The following is a 26,596-nucleotide window of genomic DNA, read 5'->3' on the forward strand; positions in this document are numbered from 1 at the left end:
CGGGCGCTCGGCTCAAAGACCTGCGACGGCGAGCTCCGCGCGTTGCTCGAGGTGGACCCAGTCCACCACCTCGCCCCGCGGCCGATAGCCGAGGACCATTTGCTGCAGCTGCTGCCGGATTGAAGGCGCGTCGTTGATCTCGAGGGCAGCCTTCAGCCGCTCCAGCTGCGGAGACAGTTGACCCCACGGCAGGAAGTCATCCCGCGCCTTGAGAATCCGGGAATGCGGCGTGGGCAGCGGGTTGTCGCCGATCAGCAGCTCTTCGTAGAGCTTCTCGCCGGGGCGCAGGCCGACCACCCGGATCTCGATGTCTCCCGCCGGGTTGCCGGCATCCCGCACGGTCATCCCGGAGAGTTCGACCATGCGGCGGGCAAGATCCGCAATCCTGATCGGCTCGCCCATGTCCAGCACGAACACCTCGCCGCCAGTGGCCATGGCACCGGCCTGGATGACCAGTTGGGCCGCCTCGGGAATGGTCATGAAGTAGCGGGTGATGTCGAGGTGCGTCAGCGTGATGGGGCCGCCATTGCGGATCTGCTGTCGGAACAGCGGCACCACGGAGCCCGAAGAGTCCAGCACGTTGCCGAAGCGCACCATCGAGAAGCGCGTGCCCTTGGGCCGGCGCGATGCCTGCTCGGCCAGTGCCTGCAGGCCCATCTCGGCCAAGCGCTTGCTGCAGCCCATGATGTTGGTGGGCCGCACGGCCTTGTCCGTGCTGATGAGCACGAAATCCCGGACGCCGTGCGCGGCCGCAGCGCCAGCCGTGATCAGCGTACCGAAGACGTTGTTGCGAACCCCCTCGGCAGGGTTGTGCTCCACCAGCGGCACGTGCTTGTAGGCCGCGGCATGGTAGACGGTATGCGGATGCCAGGCCGCCATGATCTCGCGCATGCGGCGCGCGTCCGCCACCGAGGCGAGCAAGGGCACGATCCGCGGCGCGTCCCCGCCGCTGTCTTCCAGTCCTCGCAGCAGTTCGCCGTGGACCGTGTAGAGCGCGAACTCCGAGCGCTCAACCAGCAGCAGCGTGGCGACGCCGCCCTTGAGGATCTGGCGGCACAGCTCGCTGCCGATGGAGCCACCGGCACCCGTCACCAGCACCACCTTGCCGCGGATGTTCTTGCCGAGCAGGAGAGGATGGGGTGCGACGGCGTTGCGCCCCAGCAGGTCTTCGACGTCCAGTTCACGAAGATCGCTCACCTGGACCTTGCCCTGGGCGAGCTCCATCAGGCCCGGCAGCGTGCGCACCGAAACCCTGGCCTGCCGTACCTGCTCCAGGATCTCGTGACGCCGCTGGCGCGAGACCGATGGGATCGCCAGAAAGATGTCGCTGATGCGCAGCGCGGATACCTGCGTTTTCAGCGTTGCGGGGTCGTGGACGGGCAGCCCATGGATCAGGCCGCCTTGCAGGTGCTTGCCGTCGTCGAGGAAGCCCAGCAGGCGCAGCTCGCTGGTGGCCGACAGGGCCTGGGCGAGCTTGCGCCCGGCATCGCCTGCGCCGTAGATCAGCACTCGGGGGAGTTCCCGCTTGCTCAGCAGCCCTTGATAGATCCCGCCCAGCCAGCCACGGGCAAGAAGACGCGACGCGCTCACTGCCAGCAGCAGCAGCAGCGGCTGGATCAGGCCGATCGTGCGCGGCACACCCGGCACGCCGATCGCCGCGAACACCAGGCCGTAGCCAGCGGCGTAGATCGCCACCGCCTTCGTGACCGCCGCGACGGCTGGCCACCCGCTGTAGCGGAAGATGGCGCGATACAGGCCGAACTTGACGAACAGCGGCAGGGCCAGCGAGAGAGAGACCCCGACAGCCCATGTGTAGCGGTTGGACAGGACCACCCATGTATCGAACCGCAGCGAAAGTGCGAGCCAGACCGTGAACACGCAGAGGCAGGCGTCCATCCCCAGTACCAGCGCACGCTTGGCGAAGCGGGGCAGCGCCAGCAAGGGGGCCGCGGCCCGTGTCAGGAATTTGGTGTGCTCATTCATCGCTCGACCTCGATGCAAGTCGCCTGGCGATGAGCCAGGCCATCATCTGGCCGAGAGCCCAGCCGGCGATGAGTCCGAGGGCGTCTGCCAGCAGATCCCCCCACTCGGCAAAGCGGGCGGGCGTGAGCGATTGCAGCAGCTCGATCAGAGCGCCGTAAGCCAGGAGGCCGCATGCAAGGAATGCCATGCGACCCGGATAGGCGCAGCGGCCGAGCAACATGAGCACGGCAAATGCGAGCATGTGGTTGCTCTTGTCCCACCCGGTTGTCGGCATCTTGGGCACAGGGGGCATGAGCGACAGGATCAGAATCGCAAGTGCACAGCCCCAGAAAGCAGCGCGCCGCATCTGTTCATAGGTCGACAGGTATTTCATCAGTGACGCACCCCGTCGCGCTTGAGGACCTTGTGCCCCGTAATCCAGATTATTCGGAGGTCAAACCAGACCGACCGTCGTTGCAGGTATTCGACATCGAGGGCCACCTTCTGCGGAATCGGGAGCTCGTCCCGACCATTCACCTGTGCCCACCCTGTGAGACCAGGCATCAATTCATGGACTCCGTACTGGGCACGCTGTTCAATGAGGTCCCCCTGGTTGAACAACGCGGGACGGGGACCGACGAAGCTCATGTCACCCTTCAGAATGCTCCACAGCTGAGGCAACTCGTCGATGCTGCTTCGGCGCAGGAAGCTCCCGATCGGAGTGAGATGTTTTGTCGCGTCACTCAACATGTGCGTGGCCACGGCGGGCGTGCCGACTCGCATGCTGCGGAACTTGGGCATCCTGAATAGCCTGTTATGGCGCCCCACGCGATCCGACCAGTACAAGGCCGGTCCTTTCGAGGTCCAACGAACCAGGAGCGCCAGCAACAACAGCGGCACGGCCAACACCACGGCAGCAGTGACGGCCAACGACAGATCGACCACTCGCTTCACGCCAGCACCCCTGCTGCCCTCTTGAGCCCCTCATCCAGACTCAGCGGAGGGCGCCAGTCCAAAAGTTCGCGCGTTCGACTGTCGTCCACTTGCAGAGAACCCAAAAGACGCTGTGCGATATCCGATCGGCCGACCATCGCGGCAGCCAACGTCAACCAAGTGCAGGGCATGGGAAACAGGCGCGCGGGCCGTCCCATGGCGCTTCCCATGCGGCGCAGCAACTGGGTCGTCGAAACATCCTCGCCGTCAGAGACGAGAAGCACCTGTCCAGGGGCAGCGTCGTGCGTCAGACAGGTGACGATCAGATCGACCAGGTTGTCGATCCCAACCAGGCTGCGACGGTTGTGGACGGCAGCCAGCGGCAATGGCCAACCGCGCCGTACCCAATTCATCAGCGCCGCAAAGTTCGCCCTGACGCCTGGGCCGTACACCAATGGGGGTCGGATGACCACCAGCTCCATTCCCGTGCCTTGCGTAAGCCTGCGCAACCCCGTCTCGGCCTCGAGCTTGCTCAAACCGTAGGCATCTTTCGGATGGCACGCATCGTCGTGCCGCAACGGTGATCCTGCGACTGTCGCCTCACCGTGGACCTTGATCGAGCTGAGAAAGATGAAGCGCTTCACACCCGCGGCGGCTGCGCAGCGAGCAAGATGCAGCGTCCCGTCGACATTCACCGCGCGGAATGCAGCCAGAGAATCGCCGGCTGGACCGACCACATGCGCGCGCGCTGCGCAATGCACAACGATTGAGACCCCTTCAATGGCCTCTTGCCAGTTCGTATCGCCGGAAAGATCGCCCACCAGGTGCTGCGCCGCACCCGCAGGCAAGGCCCTTTCCGGCCGCCTTAGTGCCACGTCGACACGCAGGAGGTGCGGTGATTCGTGAGCTACGAGGCGTCGCACGAGTGCGCCACCTACGAAGCCAGTCGCTCCTGTCACCAGGATCTTCACGCTGCCACCTCGCGCCATACATGCATCGTCTGATCCGCAACGCGTTCCTGCGAGAACTGCCGCTCCGCCATCAGGCGACCTTGCGCCCCCATCCTTCGTCGCAACGGGGCGTCCGCCACCAGCGCTTCAATTGCGTCTGCCAACGCTGCGACATCGCCCAGTGGCACCAGCAGCCCATTGCTGCCGGGCACTACGGTTTCACGGCATCCCGGGACATCGAAGGCAACGATCGGCCTTGCACAACTGGCTGCTTCGAGTAGGACCTTGGGCAAACCTTCGCGGTGAGAAGGCAGGCAAACGATGTGTGCCTGAGCCAGGATGGCGGGCATGTCTTGGCAGTGCCCCCAGCATTCGACAATGCCTTCAGCCTCCCAAGCGCGCAAGCTGTGAAGCGGCACGCATGCGGGATTGTGCTCGTCGCGATCTCCAACCAGGGCAAAACGGGCGTCGACGCCGCGCTCGCGCAAGATGCGCGCAGCCTGGACGAACTCACCAACGCCCTTGTCCCAAAGCATGCGGGCCGGAAGTACCACCAGTACCTTGCCCTGCGGTTCCGTGGTGACGGCGAATGCTGCCACGTCGACTCCAGCGCCTCTGATCAGACGCACCTTCTCAGGCGCAATCGACGTGGCCTGCAACAACAGCGCGGCATCGTCCGGGTTCTGCAAGATCAGTCGACTCAATGCCCCGCGAAACGCCATGCGAAGTGCCATCGCGATTACGGGCCGCAGAGTCCGAGCCAACAGTTGGCGCGACGAGAACACGAACCCCAATCCTCCAAGCGCGAACACCTTGCCGCAGGGTCGCCCCAACGCGGCAAGCGCGCTGTAGAGGACAGGCTTCAGCGCTACGGCGTGGACGAGATCCGGCTGGAAGCTGCGCAGCACTGCGCGCACTTCGCACACGGCGCGCCACTCGGCCAGAGGATTCCTCGACCGCCGCTGCAGCGTCCAGGCGAACACCTCGAGGCCGATCTCTTCGAGAAACGCCCGATGACTGGACACCCGGCACAGCACGCCCACCCGATAACCGTCACGCGCGGCACGCACCGCCAGATGCAGGCGATGCGACACGAAGTACCAATCCTCGGACACGATAAACAGCAGATGCTTCGTGTGCCGTTCGCCGACCAGCTTCATGCAGACACCCCCCCATAGCCTGCGGCGCCGAACAGCATGTCGCAAAGGCGAGGTGCAGTACGTTGAAGACAGTGTTGAGATTCGACGCGCTGTCGGCCGGCCGCACCCATTGACCTGCGGATGGCGGCGTCGTTGATCATTCGCCAGAGCGCACTAACCCACTCGTCGGGCGACGCCGCAAGATAGCCGTTCTCCCCCTCCTGCACGAGGGCGCTGTTGACGCCGATGGGCGATGCGACCACTGGCAGCCCACAGGCCATGTACTGGATCAACTTGTACCCGCATTTGCCCTTCTCCCACGGCGTATCGGCCAGCGGCATCAGGCCGATGTCGCATTCGGCAATTGCCTTGACCTCCGTCGCTTCCGTCCATGTCACGCACTCGACGCTGACGCCTGGCAGATCGACATTGCTGCCGATGACCCTCAGCGTGTAGGCGCAGCGACTTGCCAATTCGGTCAATGGCTGCCTGAGGTCCTCCAGATAGCGGGCTGTCGAGGGCGAGCCCACCCATACGAACCGCGGGTGAGTGCCGCATGCAGGGTCCGGGACCACGTAGCGCTCCAGATCGACCACAGTGGACATCGTTTCCACCCATCGGGCGCCCGCTTCGCGCGCGCGGCGAGCCAGGTACTCGTTGCCGCCGATCACCAGCCGCGCGCCGTTCATCAATCGGTCGATGCGACGCCCCAGTAAACGCCGGACGATCGGGGACCGATGGTTGTCGTAGTTGTGGAAAATCGCATCGTCGAAATCGAGTACATACGGTGTGCCACGCAGCAAGAGGCGCTCGGCCCAGGCCGGCAACCATGGCAAGGCTTCTTTCTCGATCCATACAAGATCGAATTCGTGCCGCTCGAGGAGCACCTTCAGGCGAGCCCCATACGCCGACAGCACCGCTGAGAGCCGATACCCACCAGCCTGGTACTTGGCCTGAAGCATTTCGTCCGAGAAAAGCGCCTGCACCGTGCAGGTCATGCCCGCCGCTTCGAGCCACGGCACATACTGCAACGTGCGCAGTCGGGAAGACGCACCCATGCGCCCATATCGAGTGAGCAGAAGAACATTCATCGCCGCTCGGAGCCGAGAAGTCTCGGCAACGCCCGCCACAACATGACATACCCGCGCAGGGTGTCGCGCGCATCGCCCGCGCTTCCCCGCAAGAGAGACCAAAAGAGGCGGGGAACAGGCTCCAGCAGCAAAGTCACACCCACCACGGTCCATGCTTGCGGCGGAGAGAAGTGCTTGAAGCCGTAGAGCAGGCGGCTGCGTAGCGAGTAGAAGAGGCGTGTCGCCTTGACCTGCCGTGAAGTACCGCCGCCGGCATGAAAAGCCTGGGCCCCGACGTAGTAGACACAGCGCCAGCCTGCTCGACGGGCCCGAAGCGAAAGATCCAGATCTTCCAGGTAGACAAAAAATCGCTCGTCGAAGCCGCTCAGGGAGTCGAACAAGTGCCGTCGAATAAGATAAAAAGCGCCGATGACATGGTCCACCTGACGCGTGCTGGTATGGCGCCATTCGGTCATGTGATGGCCGAGCGAGTGAAGTCCGGGAAATTTGCTCAGCCCGACAGCCTCCGCCACAAAGGCGGCCGCGCTCGGAAACCGGGCACAGCTGCGAGCCACGACCTGCCGCTCATTCAAGAGCTGCACGCCGCAGATGCCAACATTACTGTTCTCGGCGCTTTGGATATAGGCCAGCGGCGCCGCCAGAGAACCGACAAACAGCTTTGCATCGGGATTGAGAAAAAGCAAATAGTCCCCATTGCATAGCCGAGCGCCTCGGTTGCACGCCGCGCCAAACCCTTCATTCACGCGATTCTCAACAAACTGCAGGCAAAAAGGAAGGGCATGCAATTGCTCCTTTAGTGCCTCCAATGATCCGTCGGTCGAATTATTATCCACGACGACCACGTTGGTAACCAGCCCTGCATGATAGTTGACAATGCTGAGAACAGCATCCAGAAGTTGGCGCCCGGAATTCCAGTTGACCAATACAATATCAAGCATAGCTAGGCCGCAAGTCTTCCTGCAAGTTGTTGTCGGGCACAAGGAATATCCAAAACCAGAACCCTATTTGAATCCAAATTGACAACAGAGAGAAGTATTGGTCCTGGAAAAATTGAGTTGCAAGCGGGTATACCGAACCCGCGTAATAAAACACCCACTTTCCTCCAACCGTACGCGCCCGGCTATACAGCCACCAATGAAGTGTCAGAAGCAATGGCGGAATCAAGATTCCGACATAGGAAAAGTCACGAAAATAGACGTCGTAAACGGTATAGACGTTGGTCGGATCCGGAACAAGCACATAGTCCCGAATCAGCGCAGGAGGCGGCATTTCGCTCCCTCCCACAGCATACAAGACAGAGATGAGAAACCGGAACGTGTTTGCACCCCACTCCATCGGGCGGTCGGCCTGCATGAGTTCCGACATTGCCACGAAAGGGGCTACTGTGTACGCCCTCAGGTTTTCAGCAAGCGAAGCTGCATTTTCCGAAAATTCCGCATCCACGGAAATTCCTTTAGCGGTCATGGTCGCAATAAGAACGAAACTTGCACCTGTGAAAAAGAATGCAATCAACAGCCCCTTCAGTCGAACAACCTCAAGCATGATCAGCGGCATCAACGTCAAGGAAAACAAAAGCAGAACATGGGTTCTTCCAGTGCTCACATAGACATAGAACAAGCTTACTGCCGCCGAGATCATCAACCGAGACAGGCTCGCCGCATGGTTCTTGCATGCAAGCACAGTGAGCGAAGTCACTGCATAGGACAGTATTGAGAAATAGGCCAGAAATCCAATTTGCCCACCGCCCTCCGTCATCGCGGATCGGAGGGTGATATATCCAACTACCGTAAAAATGTCCGCCCCGCCGGCAAGCTCTCTCGCGCGCAGGTAGGTCAACGGCGCTGCCAGACAGACCAGCACCTGAGCGACGGCAAGCAGGTGCGTCCGAATACCGAAATGCGGACACCCGTCGGCGCATGCTTGACTTGATGATCTAGTGCGAACCACCAGCAGTAACAGCAGTGCCAACGCTTTAGCCGTTAAAATCAGCAGCAGGTATTCAGCCGGGACGGGGACAAAGGTGGCGCGAAAAAGATAGTATGCGGCGAGGATTGAAAGCCACACCAAAAAATAGATTTGAAATGGATTTCCAAATCCGAGGCGTCGATCGCACGCCAGCGCCAGACCGGCAGCCGTCAAAAACAACAATGCCTCAAGCACGCCCGAACCTCGCAAATCCCGCCAGCAATCCTGCGTCCAGTACCATGCGGCCGACCCACGCCCATGCCGCGCCGATGACGCCGTGTGAGACGACCATGAAGGTCAGGAAACCGATAAATATCGGCAATTCCGCAAGGTGCAGTTTAGCGGTGATATCTGCTCGCCCTTTTGCGTGGAGCAATGCGTAGAACATCGAACCGATGGCGTTGGCAAAAACGCCGATGCACAACACCTGGCCTATTACGACGGACTCGGGCCTCAGATCGTCCTTGATCCAGAGCGACAAGAACTTGGGCAATAGGAGTAATAGAGCGGAACAGACGATGGCCATTGTCACGGCAATCCTCCACAGCCATTTCTTGAAATAGGAAGGCCATTGATCTGGCTTCTCTCGAATGAGCTGGCTCAATCCAGGAAACATGACAGATGACACCGCCCCCGCCAGGACCAGGCTTTGGACCACCACCTCGTAGGGCAAGACATAGATGGACACCGCCGCCGCCGAGATAGCTGAAGCAATGAGGAACCGATCTGCCTGAACCAATATCGGACTCACGACGCCGCTCAGGGTGACCCAGGCGCCAAAGGAAAAGAGAGACGCGGCAACGCGGTTCGAATAAGCTCCATGCCGTTTCACACCCCCACCGGACTCCAGGCATCCGATGGCCAGGTGGCGAAATACGACGAGTGCGAGCCAACGACTGACAACGAGCGTCGAAACGAGCCACGGCAATTGCGTCGTCAAGAGAGACACAAGATAGGGGCCACCAAAATTGATGACGCCCAATCCCGCGCGCAGAAGGCTGATCTCTTTGAACTTCAGGAAGCCTTCATTCATGCCTCGGTACGTGGCCGTCATGGCTTGTGCAGGCAGGGCGATCGCTAGCAGCAGGATCGCGTCCCTGATTTCGCCGGTCGGTGTGCTGTCGGTACGGACCCAGGCGCCTACTCCCAGCGCTGCGGCCAAGGCGATCAAGATGCCGCCCAAGAGGCCGGCGAATAGCGTGATTCGCCCCGCAGTTGCCAGCACGTCGGGGATGCTGCCGAACTCCCCCATGCCGCGCAGCCCGGCGACCCTCTGAGTCAGGGCCCGGCCAATTCCGAGATCCATGGCGCCGGCATACCCGATCAGTCCCCAAGCGAGCGTCAGCAGGCCGAACCGCTCATGACCCAGTCGTTCGAGCATTTGAGGAACGGTGAGCGCTGCGACGGCCAAGGGGAGCAGCAGGCCACCGGCGTTCCAGGCGACATTCGACAAACGCATGCTCAGTGCCTTGCTTCTGCACGGACGCGATGGTCGGTGAAGGGCCACCCTCTCCAAGGACGCACGGCCCACATCATCATTCGCATGCCAGGTACCACTGAATAGCCTCAGGCAGACCCCGCGCGACGGTGTGGGTCGGCTCGTAGCTCAATAAGTTTCGGGCTTTTGAAATATCGGCGAGGCTGTGGCGTACGTCACCCGCGCGGAAGTCGCGATAGAGCGGCCGAGCATGAGGAGAGAGACCGAGTTCGCCCAGGTTCTTGCACAGGAGGGCGAACAACGAGTTCAAGGTAGTGCGAGCACCCACGGCCACGTTGTAGATCTGGTTCTTCGCTGCCGGGTCTTCCGTTGTCGCGGCCAGCAGATTGGCCTGGACAGCATTGACGACGTAGCAAAAATCGCGGCTTGTTTCGCCGTCCCCATTGATGTACACCGGCTCGCCACGAACGAGCGCCGCGGTCCATCTGGGAATCACGGCGGCATAGGCGCCATTCGGATCCTGGCGTTTGCCGAACACGTTGAAGTACCGCAGGCCGACCGTGCTGAAACCGTAGCACCTGTAGAACACATCGGCGTAGAGCTCGTTCACGAATTTCGTGACGGCATAGGGGCTCAGTGGTTTGCCGATGACGTCCTCCACCTTTGGCAGTTGCGGATGGTCACCGTAGGTGCTGCTGCTGGCGGCATAGACGAAGCTCTTGACTTGCGCCTGGCGCGCCGCGTCGAGCATGTTCAGGAAGCCGGTGACGTTAACGGCGTTCGTCGCCACAGGATCTGCCAGGCTGCGTGGAACGCTGCCCAGCGCGGCCTGGTGCAGGACATGCTGCACGCCCTCGCATGCCCGTCGACAGTCGTCCGGATTTCGGATATCTCCCTCCAGCAAGCTGAAGTTGTTCCACTGCCGGGAAAGGACCGAGGTTTCCACTTCACGGAGGTTGCGCTGGTGGCCGGTGGTGAAGTTGTCCAGGCCCACCACGCGCTGTTCGAGCCTGAGCAAGCTCTCCAGCAGGTTGCTGCCGATGAAGCCGGCCACACCCGTGACGAGCCAAGTGCGAGGCTGCGCAATGAGGCGCTGCTGCAGGCGCTCGTACGCGCTCGAGCCTGAGGAGCCGGCCATCCTATGCCTCGCCCTCTCAAAGTCGTCCGTCGGCAACGCCTGCCGGAAGGACACCCTTTACATCGAACAACACGGCACCGGGTTGGCCCAGCGCCCTGACGCCGGCTTCTCCGAGCGCGATGAACTGGCGATGGCTCACTGCCAGCACCACGGCGGAGTATTGGCCCGGAGCAGGTATCTCACTCAAACAACGCAGACCATGCTCCTGCTCCGCCTCGACCACGTCGATCCACGGATCGAATACGCTCACCTGCATGTTGTAGCCCTGGAGGGTTCGAACGATGTCGATCACCTTGGTATTGCGCACGTCCGGACAGTTCTCCTTAAAGCTCAGGCCCAGCACCAGCACCTTGCTGTTCAGCACTGGAAGGTTCTTGCGCAGCATGAGCTTGACGACTTCGTCGGCCACATGGACGGCCATGTGGTCGTTGATACGGCGACCAGCCAGGATCACCTGGGGGTGGTAGCCCACCTGCTCCGCCTTGTGCGTCAAGTAGTAGGGGTCCACGCCTATGCAGTGCCCCCCGACCAATCCCGGCCGGAACGGCAGAAAGTTCCATTTGGTGCCTGCAGCCTGCAGGACCTCCAACGTGTCGATCCCGAGCTTGCGGAAGATGAGACTCAGCTCGTTCATGAGGGCGATGTTCAGATCTCGCTGGGTGTTCTCGATCACCTTCGCGGCCTCGGCCACCTTGATACTGCTGGCCATGTGAGTTCCGGCGCTGATGATCTGGCCGTACAGCCGGTCAACTGCATCTGCCACCTCGGGCGTGCTGCCACTGGTCACCTTCTTGATGGTGGACAGGCGGCGCTCCTTGTCGCCCGGATTGATGCGCTCCGGGCTGTAGCCACAAAAGAAGTCGACATTGAACTTCTTGCCCGACACTCTCTCCAGCGCCGGCACGCACACCTCCTCGGTCGCACCGGGAAACACAGTCGACTCGTAGATGACGATCGCACCACTCGACATGACACGGGCCACGGTCTCGGTGGCAGCGATCAAGGCGCTGAGGTCGGGCCGGTTCGCAAGGTCCACAGGCGTGGGCACCGTGATGATGTAGACGCGGCACCCCGCGATGTCCTTGACGCAACTACTGAACCGAAGTTTGCTCGCGGCGCGCATTTCGTTGGGGCCGACTTCCAGCGTCGCGTCCTTGCCGGACTGCAGCTCTGCAATGCGCGATGTAGCGATGTCGAATCCAATCACTGTGCGCACCTTGCCGAATTCGACGGCAAGCGGCAGGCCCACATAGCCCAGGCCGACGATGGCGATCGCTTCGCTCTCGGCGATCAGCGACTGCGCCGTTTCGACGACCGCGCTCTTACCGGCACCTTGGCGCGCCCCGCAGGCCACATCGAACACTTCATCCCGTACATGTCTCATCATTTCCTCGATTCCCGCTGGGCGACAGGCTGCGGACTTTGCGTGTCTGTGAACATGGGCTGTATCAGTATTGATAGTTGACATAGCGGTACGCCCCGAATTTCGAACCCCCGTACCGGCGCCTGGTCGTATCGAGGTCGTTGAAGATCACCCCGTTGACCGTGGCGCCGGCACCAAGCAGTCGCTTTGCCGATTCCTGCAGCTCGCCTGCACTGCTTGCATCGGCTCGCGCCACCAGAAAGATTGCGCCGGCCATCGGCGCGAGAATGGCGGTATCGGACGCTGCCAGGACCGGCGGTGTATCGACGATGACCCAGTCGTAGTGCCTGGCGGCCTGTTGCAGAAATGCCTGGACCGAAGGCTTCATCAGCAGTTCGGCCGCATTCGGCGGCAACACCCCGGTCGAAAGGAAATCCACGTTGGGCGCTATCTCACGATGCACCGCCTTGTCCCACGGCAAGCTGCCGCTGATAACTTCGCTCAAGCCTTCCTTGCGATTTACGCCGATGTCGTGGTTCAAACGACCCTTACGCAAATCACCGTCGATCAGCAGGACCTTCTTGTCGGCTGCGCCAAGGACGGCCGCCAGATTTGCGCTCACAAAGGACTTGCCGACTCCCGGCGTCGGGCCGCTGATCAGGATGATGTTGACGGCTGAGTCCAGCATGGTGAACTGCAGCGCCGTTCGGAAACTTCGAAGGCTTTCCACCACCGCGTCCTGGGGATTCGCCGTGGCGAGCATCGGACGCCTGGTGACGGATTTGCTGGCTTCACGCACGAGCTTCGCCTGCGCATCGGAATGCGGCACGGTAGCAAATACATGCAGTCCGGTGCGTTGCTCGATCTCGGCCGGGTCCTTGAGGCCGGGCCGCAAGCTGCTGCGCACGAAGGCCAATGCGAAGCCACCCATCAGGCCAAGAGTGGCTGCAAGCAGGACCGACAGAGCGCGCAAGGGCTTCGCCGGCTTTCTCGGCGAAGCGGCCGCATCCACGATGCGCACATTTGCGACCTTGCCCTCCTTCACCAGCCGCAGCTGCTGCGCGTTGTCGAGCAGCTTCAGGTATAGCTCGCTGTTGACCTTCACGTCTCGCGTGAGGCGCAGAAGTTCCTGCTCTACGTCGGGGAGCGTCTTGATACGCTTGTTCACTTCAGCCAACTCGCGTTGGAGACCGGCGATCTGCGCATCGATCGTACGAATGCTGTAGTGCTCCGCGGTGTAGCGCGCGCGCAATTCGTTGCGCTTCTGCTGCAGTTCGACTACACCCGCCTGCAGCTTGACCGCCTCCTCAAGGATCAGCTTTCCCTCGGTGTCCAGGTCGAAGCTATTGTTGCGATTTCGGAACTGGCTGAACTTGGTCTCGGCCGCCTCCAACTGCTTGCGCAATTCGGGCAGGAAGGTGCTCAGAAAGCCCAACGACTTTTCCGCCTCGGCGACCTTGCGCTCTACGTTCTGCCGCACGTAGAGCGTGCCGATCTCATTGAGCACGCGGGCAATCTCGCGGGAATCTCTACCTTCGAGACTGACCCGGATCACGCCGGACTGCTTGCCCTCTTCCGCGATCACGAGGTCCTTTTGGAGCTGTTCGATGATCTCCAGGCGGACATGGCGCGTGAGGTCGAATTCAGCGCCCGGCTTGCCCTGTGCAGCGCTCACCAGCAACAGGCCTTGCTCGCCGACCATCGAAAACGCCAGCGGCTGCCCGATTCGCTGCGCGCCCAAACGCTCGTTGTCAGGCGACAGCAGCTCGTAGCCTTGCGCAGTCAGTCGCACACGAAAGCGCTCGCCTTCCAGCGCCTCGGGCACCTCGAAGCGGTCAACCCGCAACGACTCGTTGCCGCTCACATAGCCCGCCAACATCAGGAAGCCGGGGTCGGATGGCTCGCTTGCATGACGCGCCAGCCAGGATCCGAAGATCGGCAGATATTTCGGGCTCACCTCCACGTCGAGTCCCAGGTTTTCCACCGTCTGCCCGAGCACCAGGCGCGAGCGAAGGATCTGCATCTCGGCCGAGGCGGGAGAGCGGATATCGAACAGGCTGGCAGCGTCGCCTAGCAACGTGCCAGCGCCACCCTTGCTTTCTTCCACCTGCACCATGGTGCTGGCTCGAAAGACGGGCGTGGCGAGCAACGCATAAGCCACGCCGAAGAGGAGACCCAGCACGGTCACAGCTGCGATGAGCCAACGGTTGTCGAGAACCACGTCAAGCAGCTCGAGCAGGCTGATCTCGTCTTTCGGCCGCGATAGCAGCGGCGCGTTTCCGGTGATGGGAGCAGGGGTGTTCATTCGCAATGGACGACGGGCTGTCGTGGCAGACCGCGGCTGCAATCCAGCTCTCGGATGCGCCGTACCCACGCGGTGACGCCGGCGGCGACGTCGATACAGGCTGCTTCGAAGGTTTTGCGGGATTTGCGGTACGGATCAGCGATGTCGGAGCCGGCTGCCTCGCCCAGCCTGAACACCTTTCCCCATACCTGGGGATATCGCCGCCTGAGCTCGGCGGCATGGCGTTGCTCCATCACCAGCACGAGGTCGGCGGCCCGGCACATCGCAAAGGTCACGAGCTGGGCGCGATGAACGGAAAGATCGAGCCCCCGTGCTGCCGCGAACTCGATCGCCAAGGGATCGGCTGGCGCACCGACCGGAGCGGCAAGGCCCGCCGATCTGATCGTCTTTCCGGGAAGCTCATGCGCCAGCAGCGCCGCGGCAACCGGGCTACGGCAAATGTTGCCCGAGCACAGGATGAGGATGTGTCGCGTCATTTGACGTTGTTGGCCACGTTGACCACCTGCGCACTCGGAAGGATCAGACTGATGACGCGGTTCCAGCGCACGAGAGGCACGGGATCGACATATACGACGTCGCGCGCCTTGAGTTCGAAGCCCTCCGCCAACGCGTAGGCCACCGGGGCACTCGCATCAAGGTGAAAGATCTCCGGCGCGCCGGCTGCAGCGGCCCGCACCACATAGATCTGCCGCGGATTCCCTGTCGTGGTGCTGACACCGCCCGCTTCGCCGAGCGCCTGGTTGAGCGTGAGTCGTCCGTTGCGCAGCGGCTGGGCGACGGGGCGCGTAACCTCACCCATCACATAGACCTTCGCATCCTCGCGGCTGAGCACCCGCACCAGGTCGCCGGCGACAAGGAGGATGTCGGTCGGGTTGACCCCCAGAGCCGTCAGCCGCGGCAGGTCGATCACGGTCGTAGCGCCGCCGCGTGAGACGCTGAGGGAGGAGCGATCGGCCTCGGCCGTGAAACCCCCGGCCCGATGGATTGCCTCCGGCAAAGTCATCGGGATGTCGTTGATGGCCTGCAGGCCTGGCGCGCGCACCTCACCATCGACATACACTCGGCCGGCCCGGTAGGACTGGATGCGGGCCGTGACCTTCGGCTCGCTGAAGTACTTGGCCAGACGTGTGATCAGGCGGTCGCGCACCTCTGTTTCAGTGAGTCCAGCGACCTTGAAACTGCCCACATAGGGAAACTGGATCGTCCCGTCCGGCGCCACGTTGTAGCCGTTGCTGACGGGAGAGCCAGTGATGGCGTCGGTGGTGAGGGAACCCGCAGGCGCGAGCACCAGGTCGGGGTGGTCCCAAACGACGATGTTCAAGATGTCACCGCTGCCGATACGGTACGGCTGTGCGATACCGAACAGGCGCTTGACATGTGCGCTAACCGCTGTCGCCTGAGCAGCGCGTTGATTGCGGAGCAGTTCGGGTGTGATGCTTTGCAATGCTCCGGGCGGCGGCAGGTCTGCAGCATCGGTGGACGGGGAACCTGAACTCGCGGACGGCCCTGCGACAGTCCCACTGAAGTCCACACCCGGTGCGAGCGCGCAGGCACTCAGCACTGCGGCCGTGCAAATCAATGCGCATCGGAGAGACGGAGTCATCGCTGAAGTCGTTAAGGGTTGTAGCCAAGCGATGCGTATGGTGCTTAAGAGTCACGGTTGGAAACAATTGCCGTGACAATTCATCAGGATCTGCGCGACTTGCGCTCGCCCTTCGCGCCCCTGCTGCACGAGCGCGACCGACTCCTGGCCTGCGCTACCGCCGAATGGACGCAACAAAAAAGGCGCAGGGCCGTCAAGCCCTGCGCCTTAGGAGGCGAAGTGGAAGGATCTCGTCAGAAAGGAATGTCGTCGTCCATGTCGTCGAAGCCGGACGAGGACTTGGCAGGCGTCTGGCGTGCAGCCGGCGAGGCGGCCGGTGGGCGCGGTGCCGCGGCGGGTGGGCGCGAGTAGCCGCCACCACCACCGCCACCCTGCGAATACCCACCGCCATAGCCGCCGTCGTCCTCGCCCGAGGGTGCACCCTGCCCCTGGCGGCTGCCCAGCATCTGCATCTGGTCGACGCGGATGTCGGTGGCGTACTTCTCGACGCCGTCCTTGTCGGTGTACTTGCGCGTGCGGATCTGGCCCTCGACATAGATCTGCGAGCCCTTGCGCAGGTACTGCGCCGCGATCTCGGCCAGACGGCCATTGAATACGAGGCGGTGCCACTCGGTGGCTTCACGCATTTCGCCGCTCTGCTTGTCCTTCCACTTGTCGGTGGTGGCGAGGGTCACGTTGCAGATCTGGTCACCGCTCGGGAAGGTGCGGGTTTCCGGGTCCCGCCCGAGGTTGCCGACGAGGATGACTTTGTTGACCGATGCCATATGTGTTGCCCCTGGGGATGAGTGGACGGAAGACGGGTAACGCGACATTGTGCCGCATGAAAGCCGGCATCCGTCTGGCCGCCAATGCCGGCACCGCTGCTGCGAGAATGAACGGCTTCGATGAACCGCGAACCTGATTTCCTCGAGAACCTGCGTGCCGAGCTGTCCAGCGGCCGCCTTTGGCTCGATCGCGCCATCGTGCTGGCCTATGCGGTGGCCGCAGGCCTGTTCGTGGTGGGCTTCACCCTCGGAAGCGACGCGGCCTTCGGCCTTTTCCGTCGGCTGCACCAGGCGCAGCCCTGGGCATTGCTGCTGTGGACGCCGGGCCTCACCGTCGCCATCGTATGGGCCACGCGCCGATGGTTTCCGGGGGCGGCTGGCTCGGGCATCCCGCAGGTCAAAGCCGCGCTGCACCCGGCCTTTCCGCCGGAACGGCGTGGCCGGCTGGTGTCGCTGCGACTCACCATCGCCAAGATCGGACTGGCGATCGCCGGCCTGGCGGCGGGCCTGTCGATCGGCCGCGAAGGGCCTTCCGTGCAGGTGGCGGCCGGAGTGATGCAGCATGCGCGCCGCTGGCTCTCGCCCTCGACCAACATCGATGCGCGCGCGTTGCTGGTCGCCGGCGGCGCGGCCGGGATCGCAGCCGCCTTCAATGCACCGCTGGCGGGCGTGGTGTTCGCGATCGAGGAACTGTACGGGCGGCTGGAGACGCGCGCCAGCGGCCTGATCATCACCGCCATCGTGCTGGCGGGCCTGGTGGCGGTGTCCGTATTCGGCAATCTCAGCTACTTCGGCATCATCCGGGTGCCTTATCTGGGCTGGTCGGCACTGGGGCCTGGCCTGGCGGTCACGCTGGCGAGCGGCGTGGCCGGCGGCCTGTTCTCGCGCCTGATGGCCGCCTCGCTGACCGGCGCGCCGGGGCAGCTGAACCGCGTCCGCGCGCGCTGGCCGCTGCGCTTCGCCGCAGCAGGCGGCCTGCTGATAGCGCTGATCGGCCTGGTGACAGGCGGCGCAACCTTCGGCGCCGGCTCCGAAACCGTGAAGGGCATGCTGGCCAGCCACGAGGAACTCTCGCCCCTCCATACTCTGCTCAAGTTCATCGCGACCTGGCTGACCGCCTGGTGCGGTGTGCCCGGCGGCATCTTTGCGCCGGCGCTGACCATCGGCGCGGGCATCGGCAACGGAATCTCGCAGCTTACCGGCGCCAGCCTCGGCCCGGCACTGATCGCTTTGGGCATGGCCGGCTTCCTCGCAGCGGTGACGCAGACCCCGCTCACGGCGTTCATCATCGTGATGGAGATGGTCGATGGCCATTCGATGGTGCTGAGCCTGATGGCCTCGGCCATGCTGGCCAGCCTGGTGTCGCGCATGATCAGCCACCCGCTGTACGAGTTGCTCGCCGAGCACATGGTGGCAGGAGCGATCGGCTCCCCATCGCCGGTGGTGAAGCCGTCCGAATCCTCGCAGCAGTCCGCCAAAACCGCCCACGCGCCCTGACGAGCCCGGGGATTTATCATGCTCGGTTGTCCAAAATCGACCGTCCTGTGAATTCCACCCTCCTGGATAGCGCCAGCGGCGCCTCTCTCGGCGACAGCGCCAGCGGCGCCTACTTGGGCGCCGCGCTCGCGCAGCAGCGCATCAGCATTCGCGGCGCTCGCACGCACAACCTGAAGAATGTCGACCTCGATATTCCGCGCAACAAGCTGGTGGTGATCACCGGCCTTTCAGGCTCGGGCAAGTCCAGCCTGGCCTTCGACACGCTCTACGCCGAGGGCCAGCGCCGCTATGTGGAAAGCCTGTCGGCCTATGCGCGCCAGTTCCTGCAACTGATGGACAAGCCCGATGTCGACATGATCGAGGGCCTGTCGCCTGCGATCAGCATCGAGCAGAAGGCAACCAGCCACAACCCGCGCTCCACCGTGGGCACGGTGACCGAGATCCACGACTACCTGCGCCTGCTGTATGCCCGCGCCGGCACGCCTTACTGCCCCGACCACGACCTGCCGCTGCAGGCGCAGACCGTCTCGCAGATGGTGGACTCGGTCATGGCCATTCCGGACGAGCCGCGCCTGATGATCCTGGCCCCGGTCGCCCGCGAGAAGAAGGGCGAATTCCTCGAACTCTTCGCAGAGATGCAGGCCCAGGGTTACGTGCGCTTCCGCGTCGATGGCCAGACGTACGAGTACAACGACCTGCCGAAGCTCAAGAAGACGGAGAAGCACGACATCGATGTGGTGATCGACCGCCTGCGCGCCCGCCCCGACATGCAGCAGCGCCTGGCCGAGAGCTTCGAGAACGCGCTGCGCCTGGCTGAAGGCCGCGCCATTGCGCTGGAGATGCACGAGGACGGCAGCACGAAGGAACACCTGTTCAACGCCAAGTTCGCCTGCCCGGTCTGCCACTACTCGCTGGCCGAGCTCGAACCGCGCCTGTTCTCGTTCAACTCGCCGGTGGGCGCCTGCCCGAGCTGCGATGGCCTGGGCCACCGGGAGTTCTTCGATCCGCAGCGCGTGGTCGCCTTCGCTTCGCTGAGCCTGGCCAGCGGCGCCATCAAGGGCTGGGACCGGCGCAACGGCTACTACTTCAGCATGCTGGAGAGCGTGGCCAAGCATTACAAGTTCAGCGTCGACACGCCTTTCGAGGAACTGCCGGCCTCGGTGCAGCAGGCGGTGCTGCACGGCTCGGCCGAGGAGGAGATCAAGTTCTCCTACACCATGGAAAGCGGCCAGCAGGCCGGCAGGAAGCTGGTGCGCAAGCACCCGTTCGAAGGCGTGATCCCCAACATGGCGCGGCGCTACCGCGAGACCGATTCGGCCATGGTGCGCGAGGAGCTCTCGCGCTTTCGCAACCTGCAGCCCTGCCCCGAGTGCGCCGGCACGCGGCTGCGGCGCGAGGCGCGCCATGTGTACCTGGTCGACGATTCGGAGGGCGGCGCGCAGCGCATGGCGATCTACGAGATCAGCCACGCCACGCTGCGCGAGAGCCTGGCCTATTTCCAGAAGCTGCGCCTTCACGGCGCCAAGGCCGAGATCGCCGACAAGGTGGTGCGCGAGATCGGCCTGCGGCTCAAGTTCCTGAACGACGTGGGCCTCAACTACCTGAGCCTCGACCGCAGCGCCGAGACGCTCTCGGGCGGCGAGGCGCAGCGCATCCGCCTGGCCTCGCAGATCGGCTCCGGCCTGACGGGCGTGATGTACGTGCTCGACGAGCCCAGCATCGGCCTGCACCAGCGGGACAACGACCGGCTGATCGGCACGCTCAAGCATCTGCGCGACATCGGCAACAGCGTGATCGTGGTCGAGCACGACGAGGACATGATCCATGCCGCCGACCACGTGATCGACATGGGCCCGGGCGCCGGCGTGCACGGCGGGCGCGTGATGGCGCAGGGCAGCTACGCGCAAGTGGCGGCAAATCCCGATTCACTGACCGGCCAATACCTCTCGGGCACCAGGAAAATCGCGGTGCCCAAGCGCCGCACGCCCTGGCTGCCCGTGCTCGCCAAGGCGGCGTCTCCCGAGCCGAAGAAGGCCTCGCGCTTCCCCATGAGCCCGGCCGCCGAGCGGCGCGCGGCCCGCGAAGCCGCGCACCTCGCCAGCCAGACCGACCTGCAGGAGATCCGTGTGGTCGGCGCGACCGGCAACAACCTGAAGAACGTCAGCGTGGCCTTCCCCGTCGGCCTCTTCACCTGCGTGACCGGCGTGTCGGGCTCGGGCAAGTCGACGCTGGTCAACGACACCCTCTACGCCGCAGTCGCGCGCACGCTCTATCGCGCACACGAAGAGCCGGCCGCGCACGAGACGGTGGAGGGCATCGAGTACTTCGACAAGGTCATCAACGTCGACCAGTCGCCCATCGGCCGCACGCCGCGCAGCAACCCTGCCACCTATACCGGCCTGTTCACGCCGATCCGCGAGCTGATGGCCGAGACCAACACCGCGCGCGAGCGCGGCTACGGTCCCGGCCGCTTCAGCTTCAACGTCGCCGGTGGCCGCTGCGAGGCCTGCCAGGGCGACGGCGTGGTCAAGGTCGAGATGCACTTCCTGCCCGATGTCTACGTGCCCTGCGAGGTCTGCCACGGCCAGCGCTACAACCGCGAGACGCTGGAGGTCCAGTACAAGGGCCGCAACATCGCGCAGATCCTGGACATGACGGTCGAGGCCGCGCACGAGTTCCTGAAGGCCGTGCCCACCATCGAGCGCAAGTTGCGCACGCTGCTGGACGTCGGCCTGAGCTATATCAAGCTCGGCCAGGCGGCCACCACGCTTTCGGGCGGCGAGGCGCAGCGCGTCAAGCTGGCGCTGGAGCTCAGCAAGCGCGACACTGGCCGCACCCTCTACATCCTCGATGAGCCGACCACCGGCCTGCACTTCGCCGACATCGAGCTCCTGCTCAAGGTGCTGCACCAGTTGCGCGACGCGGGCAACACCATCGTGGTGATCGAGCACAACCTCGACGTGATCAAGACCGCCGACTGGCTGATCGACATGGGCCCCGAAGGCGGCGCAGGCGGCGGCTCGGTGGTGGGCGAGGGCACGCCGGAAGCGCTGGCGGCCAACGAAGCCAGTCATACGGGCAGGTACCTGAAGCGCTTGTTGCCCGGCTGAGGCCGCCACCCTTCCAGCTCATTCTCCCTGCGCCGATGCGCCGCGGCGGTCAGCCGCCTTGACCTCCGAGGTCATCGACGCCACGCACCGGCTCCGCGACATTGGAGGCAGGCCGGAACCGCGGTGGTGCCGGCAGCCACCGGGCCGAAATCTCAAGGCCACGAAAGAGCAACATGACCCAAGGCTTCGACATCCTCCCCCTCGCCGTCGCGCTTCTCATCGGCATCGCCGCCGTAGGCTCCTGCATCGGCATCGGTATCGTCGGCTCGAAGCTGCTGGAAGGCACGGCACGGCAGCCCGAGCTCAAGGACCAGCTGCAGACGCTTTTCTTCCTGATCGCGGGCGTGACCGATGGCGCATTCATCATCGCCACCGGCATCGGCCTCTGGTTCGCGACGGCGAATCCCTTCCGCTGAGTGCACCGGCGGATGCGCCTGCACGCCGCAGGCGCCAGGCCCGATGGCCGCCCTGGCTCCTCAGATCGGCGCCGCGCCGCCGCTGATGGCCCAGGGGCTTCCTTCGGGCATCACGCGGATCATCCCTTCCTGCACGGCCGAAGCGACCAGCCGGCCGTCGCGGGTGAACAGGCTGCCGCGCGACAGGCCGCGTGCGCCGCCCGCGCTGGGCGAGTCGATCACATAGAGCAGCCAGTCGTCCATGCGGAAATCGCGGTGAAACCACATCGCGTGGTCGAGGCTGGCCGGGCGCACCCGGCCGCTCATGAAGCTCAGGCCGTGGGGCAGCATCGCGGCGCGCAGCAGGCCGTGGTCGGACGCATAGGCGAGCAGCGCGCGGTGCACGACAGGATCGTCGGGCAGCGGTGCGATCGCGCGCATCCACAGTGCGGCCTGTGGCGGTCGCGGTGCCGGCGTGAGCAGGTCGTCGGGATCGACGCGGCGGTATTCGATGCCGTGTGGCGCGATGGCGGCGTTGCGCCAGCGCTCGGGCAGCCGGTCGCCGAGCGCACGGCGCTGTTCCACTTCGCTCAGCAGGCCTTCGGGGCCGGCCTCCGCGGGCATCGGCAACTGGTGCTCGATGCCCTCGTCCACCGTCTGGAAGGAGGCCGACATCTCGAAGATGATGCGATTGCGCTGGCGCGCCACCACATGCCGCGTGCTGAAGCTGCGCCCATCGCGCACGCGGTCGACCGCGTACTCGATGGGCGCATGCTCGCCGGGCAGCAGGAAGTAGGCATGCATCGAATGCACGGGCCGGTCGGCGGCCACGGTGCGGCTGGCCGCCACCAGCGACTGGCCCAGCACCTGGCCGCCGAACACGGCCGGGGTGCCGATGTCCTCGCTCTGGGCGAGAAAGTGGTCATCGCCCAACGGCTCCAGCCGCATCAGTTCTACGAGTTCGCCGACGAGGCGGGCGGCAGTGGCAGGGTCGGTCATGGTGGGGAAATCGCGGCAAGGGAACAGCGACGATAGCAAAGAGCTTGCCGCGCATCTGTCCCGCGGCTGTCATCCCGCCAATTCGGAACGTTCAGTTCAGGTCACCGCATGCGCGCTGTCATGCAGCAACCCGGGCCAGGCCTTTGGCAGCTGTCCCGTGTTCACGGCCGAGTCTTTCATCCACAGGAACACCAGCAGGATGCCGCCGAGGATCAGCGCGACCGCAAAGATGGCCATGCGGCGGAACGCGCGCTTGGCTGCCGGGTCATCCTCTCGCTGCTTCATGGATACCTCCCGCTGGGAAGGCTCCACGCTAGGACCGAAACGCCCCGGGCGGTGTCGGACGGCAGCGCTCGCAGCTGAAGCGAAAACCGCCTCCCGAAGATCCGGACGGGACTCGCTCAACGATCGAGGTCGACGCCGTCCGTGGCCAGCGTCTTCTGCAGCGCCGCCACGTCGACCGCGGCGAAGCGGGAGGTCCCCAGCGAAGCCGCCGCCGTGCCTGCCGCCTGCCCCATCACGAAGCAGCCGCCGCTCGCGCGCGCAGCCGACTGGCCCTCGTGCGTCATCGACGCGCAGCGGCCGGCCACCAGCAGGTTGTCGACGCCGCGCGGCACCAGCATGCGCCACGGCAACTGGTTGTAGGTGCGCTGCTCGTCGCGCGGGAAGGCCCACTCGATCTTGCCCGCCGCATGCATCTCCATCGGCCAGGCATTGATGCCGATGCTGTCGTCGAAGCGCGCCGACGAAAGGATGTCTTCGCCCGAAAGCGCATAGAGGCCTTCGATGCGCCGCGTCTCGCGGATGCCCACCTGCGGCGCGATCTCGACGATGGCCGACTGCTCGAAGCCCGGCACCTCGGCCTTGAGAAAGCGGAAGTACTCGCCGATCTGGCGCCGTCCCTCGATCTCGCCCGCGCTGAGCTCGCGCGCGTCCACGCCGTTCATCGCATCGCCCCTGGCGTTGCGGATCTGGGTGACGTTGGCGCGCCATTCGCGCGGATCGATCTGCGGCCGGAGGATCGCGCCCTCGCGCGGGAAACGGTAGGCCCCGGGACTGCGCTCCAGCGCCTTCGCCATCAGGTCGTTGATGGCCTTGAACTCGCCCACCGCGGCCAGCGCACGCGGCGCATCCACATGGCCGACGCGGAACATGGTCGAGGGAAAGAGCCCGCTGCCGTGCCCATCGCCGACCGCGAAGGGCACGCCTGCGAAGGCGGCCACATCGGCGTCGCCACTGGCATCGATGAAGGCGTTGGCGCGGATCGCGACGCGGCCGGACTTGGTCTCGACCGCCAGTGCGGCAATGCGAGCGCCGTCCATCACCACCTGCGCGGCCAGCGCGTGGAACAGCAGCTCGACCCCGGCCTCGAGCAGCAGTTGGTCGGCTGCGCACTTGTAGACCGAGGTGTCGTAGGAGCGCACGCGTATGCGGCCCTGCATGCCGTCCTGCGGCTTGTTGAGCCCGCCCATTGCGTCCATGCGCGCCAGCAGCTCGTCGACGACGCCGTGGACCAGCTGGGTCATCTCGCCGCCACGCTTGCCGTAGAGGCCGGCAAAGTTGGTCACGCCGCCGGCCGTGCCCATGCCACCGAGAAAGCCGTAGCGTTCCACCAGCAACGTGCGCGCGCCGTGGCGTGCCGCGCTCACCGCCGCGGCCAGGCCGGCAGGGCCACCGCCGACCACGACAACGTCGTACTCGCCGAAGACCGGCAATTCGCGCGCAGGTTCATGAAGAGTCGAATTCATCTGATGCCTCGATGGGGTCGGCCCCCTTACGGGAACACCGCGGGACCGGCGTTGCCGGGCCGCTGGTGTCGCCCCCGGAAGGGGGTTGGCGAAGCGACACGAAGTGCGCGAAGCCTGGGGGGATCTATTGAATCTTGATTCCTTGCGTGGAGATGATCTTGGTCATCACCGCCGCTTCTTCCTTCACGCGGGTGCGCATGCCGTCAGGCGAGGTGCCCACGGCCTGCCAGCCCTGCTCGAACAGCTTCTGCCGCACCTCGGGCGACTTCATCACAACGGCCAGCTCGCGCGTGATGCGGTCCTGCGCCGTCTTGGAGAGATTGGCAGGGCCCAGCAGGGCGGTCCAGACCTCGAGGCTGAAGTCCTTCACGCCGGCGTCGGCCAGCGGCGGCAGCTCGGGCACCAGCGCGCTGCGGCCGCTGGTGATGCCGATGGCTTTCACCTTGCCGGCCTTGACCTGGGGCATGGCGATGCCGGGCGGGATGAGCGCCATCTGGATCTGGTTGCCGATCAGGTCGGTCATGACCTGCGGGTTGCCCTGGTAAGGCACGTGCACGGCCTTCAGGCCCGGCACGCGGCTCTTGAGCAGCTCCATGCCGAGATGGCCCACGGAGCCGACGCCCACCGAGCCGTAGCTCCATTTGTCGCCGCTCTTGCGGCCGGCCTCGAAGAAGGCGGCGCCCGTCGGCAGGCTGTTCTGCGCCACCAGCACCAGCGGAGCGGTGGTCAGCAGCGAGAGATAGGTGAAGTCCTTGGCCGGGTCGTAGGGCAGCTTCGGGTAGAGCATCTTCGACGAGGTCAGGTTGCCGTTGATCACCACGCCCAGGGTGTGATCGTCGGTCGCCTTGGCCACCTGGTCGGCCGCGATATTCCCTGAGGCGCCCGGCTTGTTGTCGACCACGACCGGCTGGCCCAGCGCCTTGCCCAGTGGCTCGGCGATAGTGCGCGCGGCGATGTCCGGCGTCGAGCCGCCCGGGAAGCCAACGACCAGGCGAATCGGCTTGGTGGGCCAGGCAGCGGTCTGCGCGGCCGCGGCCAGCGGCAGCACGCAGGCGGCGATCAGGAGGACGCGTTTTGAAGTTTGCATTTGGAGACAGTGAGATGGATGAGAAACCCTCGAGGATACGTGCCCCTTCCAGGGAACCGGCTTTGCCGGGCCGCTGCCATGGCTCCTCGCAGGGGGTGGGCGGCTACACGAAGTGAGCCAACCTGGGGGCGAGCGACAGTTACTCGAGACTGATGTTCCCGCGCCGCACGAGTTCGCCGTAGACCTTGGATTTGGCTTCCGCCTGGCGCCGGATCTCCTCGGGCGACCAGGCCAGCGGCTCGAAGGCGAAGGTGTCGAATCGGGCGCGGATCTCCGGGTCGGCGATGACCTTGGCGACGTCCGCGTTGATCTTTGCCTGGACGGCCGCCGGCACGCCCTTGGGCGCGAGCAGCGAGACGAAGGACGTGACCTCCAGGCTGGCGGGGCCGCCGGCCTCGGCCATCGTGGGCACGTCGGGCATCTGCGGGACGCGCTTGGGCGTGGCGACCGCGATGTAGCGCAGCTTGCCGGCCTTGTAGACGCCCTGGCTCGAAGGGATGCTGGCGAAGGCCCACGGCACTTCGCCCGAACCCACGTTGGTGTAGAGCTGCGAGACCTCGCGGTAGGGCACGTGCTGCATCTGCACCCCGGTCAGCGCCTCCAGCTGCTGCGCCCCGAGGTGCCCCGGGCTGCCGACGCCCCAGGAGCCGTAGCTCAGCGGGGCGGCCTTGGCGGCGGCGACCAGGTCGCTCATGTTCTTCCACTTCGAGTCGCTGGGCACCGCGACGAAGAAGGGCGTGCGGAACAGCGAGGCCACCGGGTCGAAGTGCTGGAGCGTCACGAAGTTGCGCGACTTGTACAGGTGCGGCAGGGCCGCGACATGTTCGCTGTCGAGCTGCAGGAGGGTGTAGCCGTCAGGGGCCGCGCGCCGGGCCTGCTCGATGGCGATGAACCCGCCGCCACCCGGCTTGTTGTCCACCACCACGCGCTGGTTCCACAGGCGGCCGAGCTTGTCGGCCACCAGGCGCAGCACCGCGTCGGGGCCGCTGCCCGCCGCGAAGGGCGTGACCAGGGTGACGGGCTTGCTCGGGTACTCGGCAGGCTGCGCGAGCGCAGTCGTCGTGACCAGGGCCGCAGCCAGCGAGAGGATGGTTTTCATGGCGATTCGT

The 26,596-nt window shown here is 64.5% G+C and carries 23 protein-coding genes; 3 read left to right on the forward strand and 20 right to left on the reverse strand.

Features of this window, described 5'->3' with window-relative positions:
* Positions 1–12: 12 nt before the first annotated feature.
* From G3W89_RS26380 to ssb, 15 genes are all read right to left on the reverse strand, one after another.
* Positions 13–1,983 carry a polysaccharide biosynthesis protein gene (locus G3W89_RS26380; RefSeq protein ID WP_162576917.1) on the reverse strand — a complete coding sequence of 657 codons (1,971 nt, stop codon included), beginning with the start codon at positions 1,981–1,983 and terminating at the stop codon, positions 13–15.
* On the reverse strand, positions 1,976–2,356 hold the full coding sequence (locus G3W89_RS26385) for a VanZ family protein (RefSeq protein ID WP_162576918.1): 381 nt from the start codon (positions 2,354–2,356) through the stop codon (positions 1,976–1,978). The genes G3W89_RS26380 and G3W89_RS26385 overlap by 8 nt, the downstream gene beginning before the upstream one ends.
* Positions 2,356–2,916: a sugar transferase gene (locus tag G3W89_RS26390; RefSeq protein WP_162576919.1), complete on the reverse strand. Its 561-nt coding sequence runs from the start codon at positions 2,914–2,916 to the stop codon at positions 2,356–2,358. The genes G3W89_RS26385 and G3W89_RS26390 overlap by 1 nt, the downstream gene beginning before the upstream one ends.
* Entirely contained in the window at positions 2,913–3,884 is a 972-nt protein-coding gene (locus G3W89_RS26395) for a UDP-glucose 4-epimerase family protein (protein WP_162576920.1), read from the reverse strand. The genes G3W89_RS26390 and G3W89_RS26395 overlap by 4 nt, the downstream gene beginning before the upstream one ends.
* On the reverse strand, positions 3,863–5,005 hold the full coding sequence (locus G3W89_RS26400) for a glycosyltransferase family 4 protein (protein WP_162576921.1): 1,143 nt from the start codon (positions 5,003–5,005) through the stop codon (positions 3,863–3,865). The genes G3W89_RS26395 and G3W89_RS26400 overlap by 22 nt, the downstream gene beginning before the upstream one ends.
* Positions 5,002–6,075, reverse strand: coding sequence for a glycosyltransferase family 4 protein (locus G3W89_RS26405; RefSeq protein WP_162576922.1), 1,074 nt, complete (start codon positions 6,073–6,075; stop codon positions 5,002–5,004). The genes G3W89_RS26400 and G3W89_RS26405 overlap by 4 nt, the downstream gene beginning before the upstream one ends.
* Entirely contained in the window at positions 6,072–7,013 is a 942-nt protein-coding gene (locus G3W89_RS26410; RefSeq protein WP_162576923.1) for a glycosyltransferase, read from the reverse strand. Before G3W89_RS26410 ends, G3W89_RS26405 begins: the two co-directional genes overlap by 4 nt.
* Positions 7,006–8,235 (reverse strand): O-antigen polymerase, encoded by a 1,230-nt coding sequence (locus G3W89_RS26415; protein WP_162576924.1) that lies wholly within the window; start codon positions 8,233–8,235, stop codon positions 7,006–7,008. The genes G3W89_RS26410 and G3W89_RS26415 overlap by 8 nt, the downstream gene beginning before the upstream one ends.
* Positions 8,228–9,499 carry an oligosaccharide flippase family protein gene (locus G3W89_RS26420; RefSeq protein ID WP_162576925.1) on the reverse strand — a complete coding sequence of 424 codons (1,272 nt, stop codon included), beginning with the start codon at positions 9,497–9,499 and terminating at the stop codon, positions 8,228–8,230. Before G3W89_RS26420 ends, G3W89_RS26415 begins: the two co-directional genes overlap by 8 nt.
* A 76-nt stretch (positions 9,500–9,575) precedes the next feature.
* Positions 9,576–10,616 (reverse strand): NAD-dependent epimerase/dehydratase family protein, encoded by a 1,041-nt coding sequence (locus G3W89_RS26425; protein ID WP_162576926.1) that lies wholly within the window; start codon positions 10,614–10,616, stop codon positions 9,576–9,578.
* 16 nt (positions 10,617–10,632) lie between these two features.
* Positions 10,633–12,003, reverse strand: a complete 1,371-nt coding sequence (locus G3W89_RS26430; protein WP_232076761.1) for a nucleotide sugar dehydrogenase — start codon at positions 12,001–12,003, stop codon at positions 10,633–10,635.
* A 61-nt stretch (positions 12,004–12,064) separates the two neighbouring features.
* Complete coding sequence (locus G3W89_RS26435) at positions 12,065–14,284, reverse strand: polysaccharide biosynthesis tyrosine autokinase (protein ID WP_162576927.1); 2,220 nt, start codon at positions 14,282–14,284, stop codon at positions 12,065–12,067.
* Positions 14,281–14,760, reverse strand: a complete 480-nt coding sequence (locus G3W89_RS26440; protein WP_162576928.1) for a low molecular weight protein-tyrosine-phosphatase — start codon at positions 14,758–14,760, stop codon at positions 14,281–14,283. The genes G3W89_RS26435 and G3W89_RS26440 overlap by 4 nt, the downstream gene beginning before the upstream one ends.
* Positions 14,757–15,728 (reverse strand): polysaccharide biosynthesis/export family protein, encoded by a 972-nt coding sequence (locus tag G3W89_RS26445; protein ID WP_232076762.1) that lies wholly within the window; start codon positions 15,726–15,728, stop codon positions 14,757–14,759. The genes G3W89_RS26440 and G3W89_RS26445 overlap by 4 nt, the downstream gene beginning before the upstream one ends.
* 392 nt (positions 15,729–16,120) lie before the next feature.
* Complete coding sequence (gene ssb / locus G3W89_RS26450; RefSeq protein ID WP_162576930.1) at positions 16,121–16,651, reverse strand: single-stranded DNA-binding protein; 531 nt, start codon at positions 16,649–16,651, stop codon at positions 16,121–16,123.
* 120 nt (positions 16,652–16,771) lie between these two features.
* Between ssb and G3W89_RS26455 the strand changes: the two genes are divergently transcribed.
* From G3W89_RS26455 to atpE, 3 genes are all read left to right on the forward strand, one after another.
* Positions 16,772–18,148 carry a chloride channel protein gene (locus G3W89_RS26455; protein ID WP_162576931.1) on the forward strand — a complete coding sequence of 459 codons (1,377 nt, stop codon included), beginning with the start codon at positions 16,772–16,774 and terminating at the stop codon, positions 18,146–18,148.
* Between the two features lie 62 nt (positions 18,149–18,210).
* The gene (gene uvrA, locus G3W89_RS26460; RefSeq protein WP_162577664.1) at positions 18,211–21,258 is read left to right on the forward strand and encodes an excinuclease ABC subunit UvrA; all 3,048 of its coding nucleotides are present in this window, start codon (positions 18,211–18,213) and stop codon (positions 21,256–21,258) included.
* Between the two features lie 173 nt (positions 21,259–21,431).
* Complete coding sequence (gene atpE / locus G3W89_RS26465) at positions 21,432–21,674, forward strand: F0F1 ATP synthase subunit C (RefSeq protein WP_162576932.1); 243 nt, start codon at positions 21,432–21,434, stop codon at positions 21,672–21,674.
* Positions 21,675–21,734: 60 nt separating this feature from the next.
* On the opposite strand, the gene G3W89_RS26470 is transcribed toward atpE, so the two are convergent.
* The 5 genes from G3W89_RS26470 to G3W89_RS26490 all read right to left on the reverse strand — a co-directional run bounded on the left by G3W89_RS26470 (position 21,735) and on the right by G3W89_RS26490 (position 26,586).
* Positions 21,735–22,652, reverse strand: a complete 918-nt coding sequence (locus G3W89_RS26470) for an acyl-CoA thioesterase (protein WP_162576933.1) — start codon at positions 22,650–22,652, stop codon at positions 21,735–21,737.
* Between the two features lie 96 nt (positions 22,653–22,748).
* Positions 22,749–22,937, reverse strand: coding sequence for a hypothetical protein (locus G3W89_RS26475; protein WP_162576934.1), 189 nt, complete (start codon positions 22,935–22,937; stop codon positions 22,749–22,751).
* 116 nt (positions 22,938–23,053) lie between these two features.
* Positions 23,054–24,400 carry an FAD-dependent oxidoreductase gene (locus G3W89_RS26480; RefSeq protein ID WP_162576935.1) on the reverse strand — a complete coding sequence of 449 codons (1,347 nt, stop codon included), beginning with the start codon at positions 24,398–24,400 and terminating at the stop codon, positions 23,054–23,056.
* A gap of 124 nt (positions 24,401–24,524) precedes the next feature.
* Positions 24,525–25,487, reverse strand: a complete 963-nt coding sequence (locus tag G3W89_RS26485) for a Bug family tripartite tricarboxylate transporter substrate binding protein (RefSeq protein WP_162576936.1) — start codon at positions 25,485–25,487, stop codon at positions 24,525–24,527.
* 139 nt (positions 25,488–25,626) lie between these two features.
* On the reverse strand, positions 25,627–26,586 hold the full coding sequence (locus G3W89_RS26490) for a Bug family tripartite tricarboxylate transporter substrate binding protein (protein WP_162576937.1): 960 nt from the start codon (positions 26,584–26,586) through the stop codon (positions 25,627–25,629).
* Positions 26,587–26,596: the final 10 nt, after the last annotated feature.

This window comes from Variovorax sp. PBL-H6 (assembly GCF_901827155.1).
GTDB lineage: Bacteria > Pseudomonadota > Gammaproteobacteria > Burkholderiales > Burkholderiaceae_C > Variovorax.

Bases quoted from the DNA above. Each gene is read 5' to 3' on its own strand.
- G3W89_RS26380 (WP_162576917.1), bottom strand. From the start codon at position 1,983: ATGAATGAGCACACCAAATTCCTGACACGGGCCGCGGCCCCCTTGCTG.
- G3W89_RS26385 (WP_162576918.1), bottom strand. From the start codon at position 2,356: ATGAAATACCTGTCGACCTATGAACAGATGCGGCGCGCTGCTTTCTGG.
- G3W89_RS26395 (WP_162576920.1), bottom strand. From the start codon at position 3,884: ATGGCGCGAGGTGGCAGCGTGAAGATCCTGGTGACAGGAGCGACTGGC.
- G3W89_RS26400 (WP_162576921.1), bottom strand. From the start codon at position 5,005: ATGAAGCTGGTCGGCGAACGGCACACGAAGCATCTGCTGTTTATCGTG.
- G3W89_RS26405 (WP_162576922.1), bottom strand. From the start codon at position 6,075: ATGAATGTTCTTCTGCTCACTCGATATGGGCGCATGGGTGCGTCTTCC.
- G3W89_RS26410 (WP_162576923.1), bottom strand. From the start codon at position 7,013: ATGCTTGATATTGTATTGGTCAACTGGAATTCCGGGCGCCAACTTCTG.
- G3W89_RS26420 (WP_162576925.1), bottom strand. From the start codon at position 9,499: ATGCGTTTGTCGAATGTCGCCTGGAACGCCGGTGGCCTGCTGCTCCCC.
- G3W89_RS26425 (WP_162576926.1), bottom strand. From the start codon at position 10,616: ATGGCCGGCTCCTCAGGCTCGAGCGCGTACGAGCGCCTGCAGCAGCGC.
- G3W89_RS26430 (WP_232076761.1), bottom strand. From the start codon at position 12,003: ATGATGAGACATGTACGGGATGAAGTGTTCGATGTGGCCTGCGGGGCG.
- G3W89_RS26435 (WP_162576927.1), bottom strand. From the start codon at position 14,284: ATGAACACCCCTGCTCCCATCACCGGAAACGCGCCGCTGCTATCGCGG.
- G3W89_RS26440 (WP_162576928.1), bottom strand. From the start codon at position 14,760: ATGACGCGACACATCCTCATCCTGTGCTCGGGCAACATTTGCCGTAGC.
- ssb (WP_162576930.1), bottom strand. From the start codon at position 16,651: ATGGCATCGGTCAACAAAGTCATCCTCGTCGGCAACCTCGGGCGGGAC.
- G3W89_RS26455 (WP_162576931.1), top strand. From the start codon at position 16,772: ATGAACCGCGAACCTGATTTCCTCGAGAACCTGCGTGCCGAGCTGTCC.
- atpE (WP_162576932.1), top strand. From the start codon at position 21,432: ATGACCCAAGGCTTCGACATCCTCCCCCTCGCCGTCGCGCTTCTCATC.
- G3W89_RS26470 (WP_162576933.1), bottom strand. From the start codon at position 22,652: ATGACCGACCCTGCCACTGCCGCCCGCCTCGTCGGCGAACTCGTAGAA.
- G3W89_RS26475 (WP_162576934.1), bottom strand. From the start codon at position 22,937: ATGAAGCAGCGAGAGGATGACCCGGCAGCCAAGCGCGCGTTCCGCCGC.
- G3W89_RS26480 (WP_162576935.1), bottom strand. From the start codon at position 24,400: ATGAATTCGACTCTTCATGAACCTGCGCGCGAATTGCCGGTCTTCGGC.
- G3W89_RS26485 (WP_162576936.1), bottom strand. From the start codon at position 25,487: ATGCAAACTTCAAAACGCGTCCTCCTGATCGCCGCCTGCGTGCTGCCG.
- G3W89_RS26490 (WP_162576937.1), bottom strand. From the start codon at position 26,586: ATGAAAACCATCCTCTCGCTGGCTGCGGCCCTGGTCACGACGACTGCG.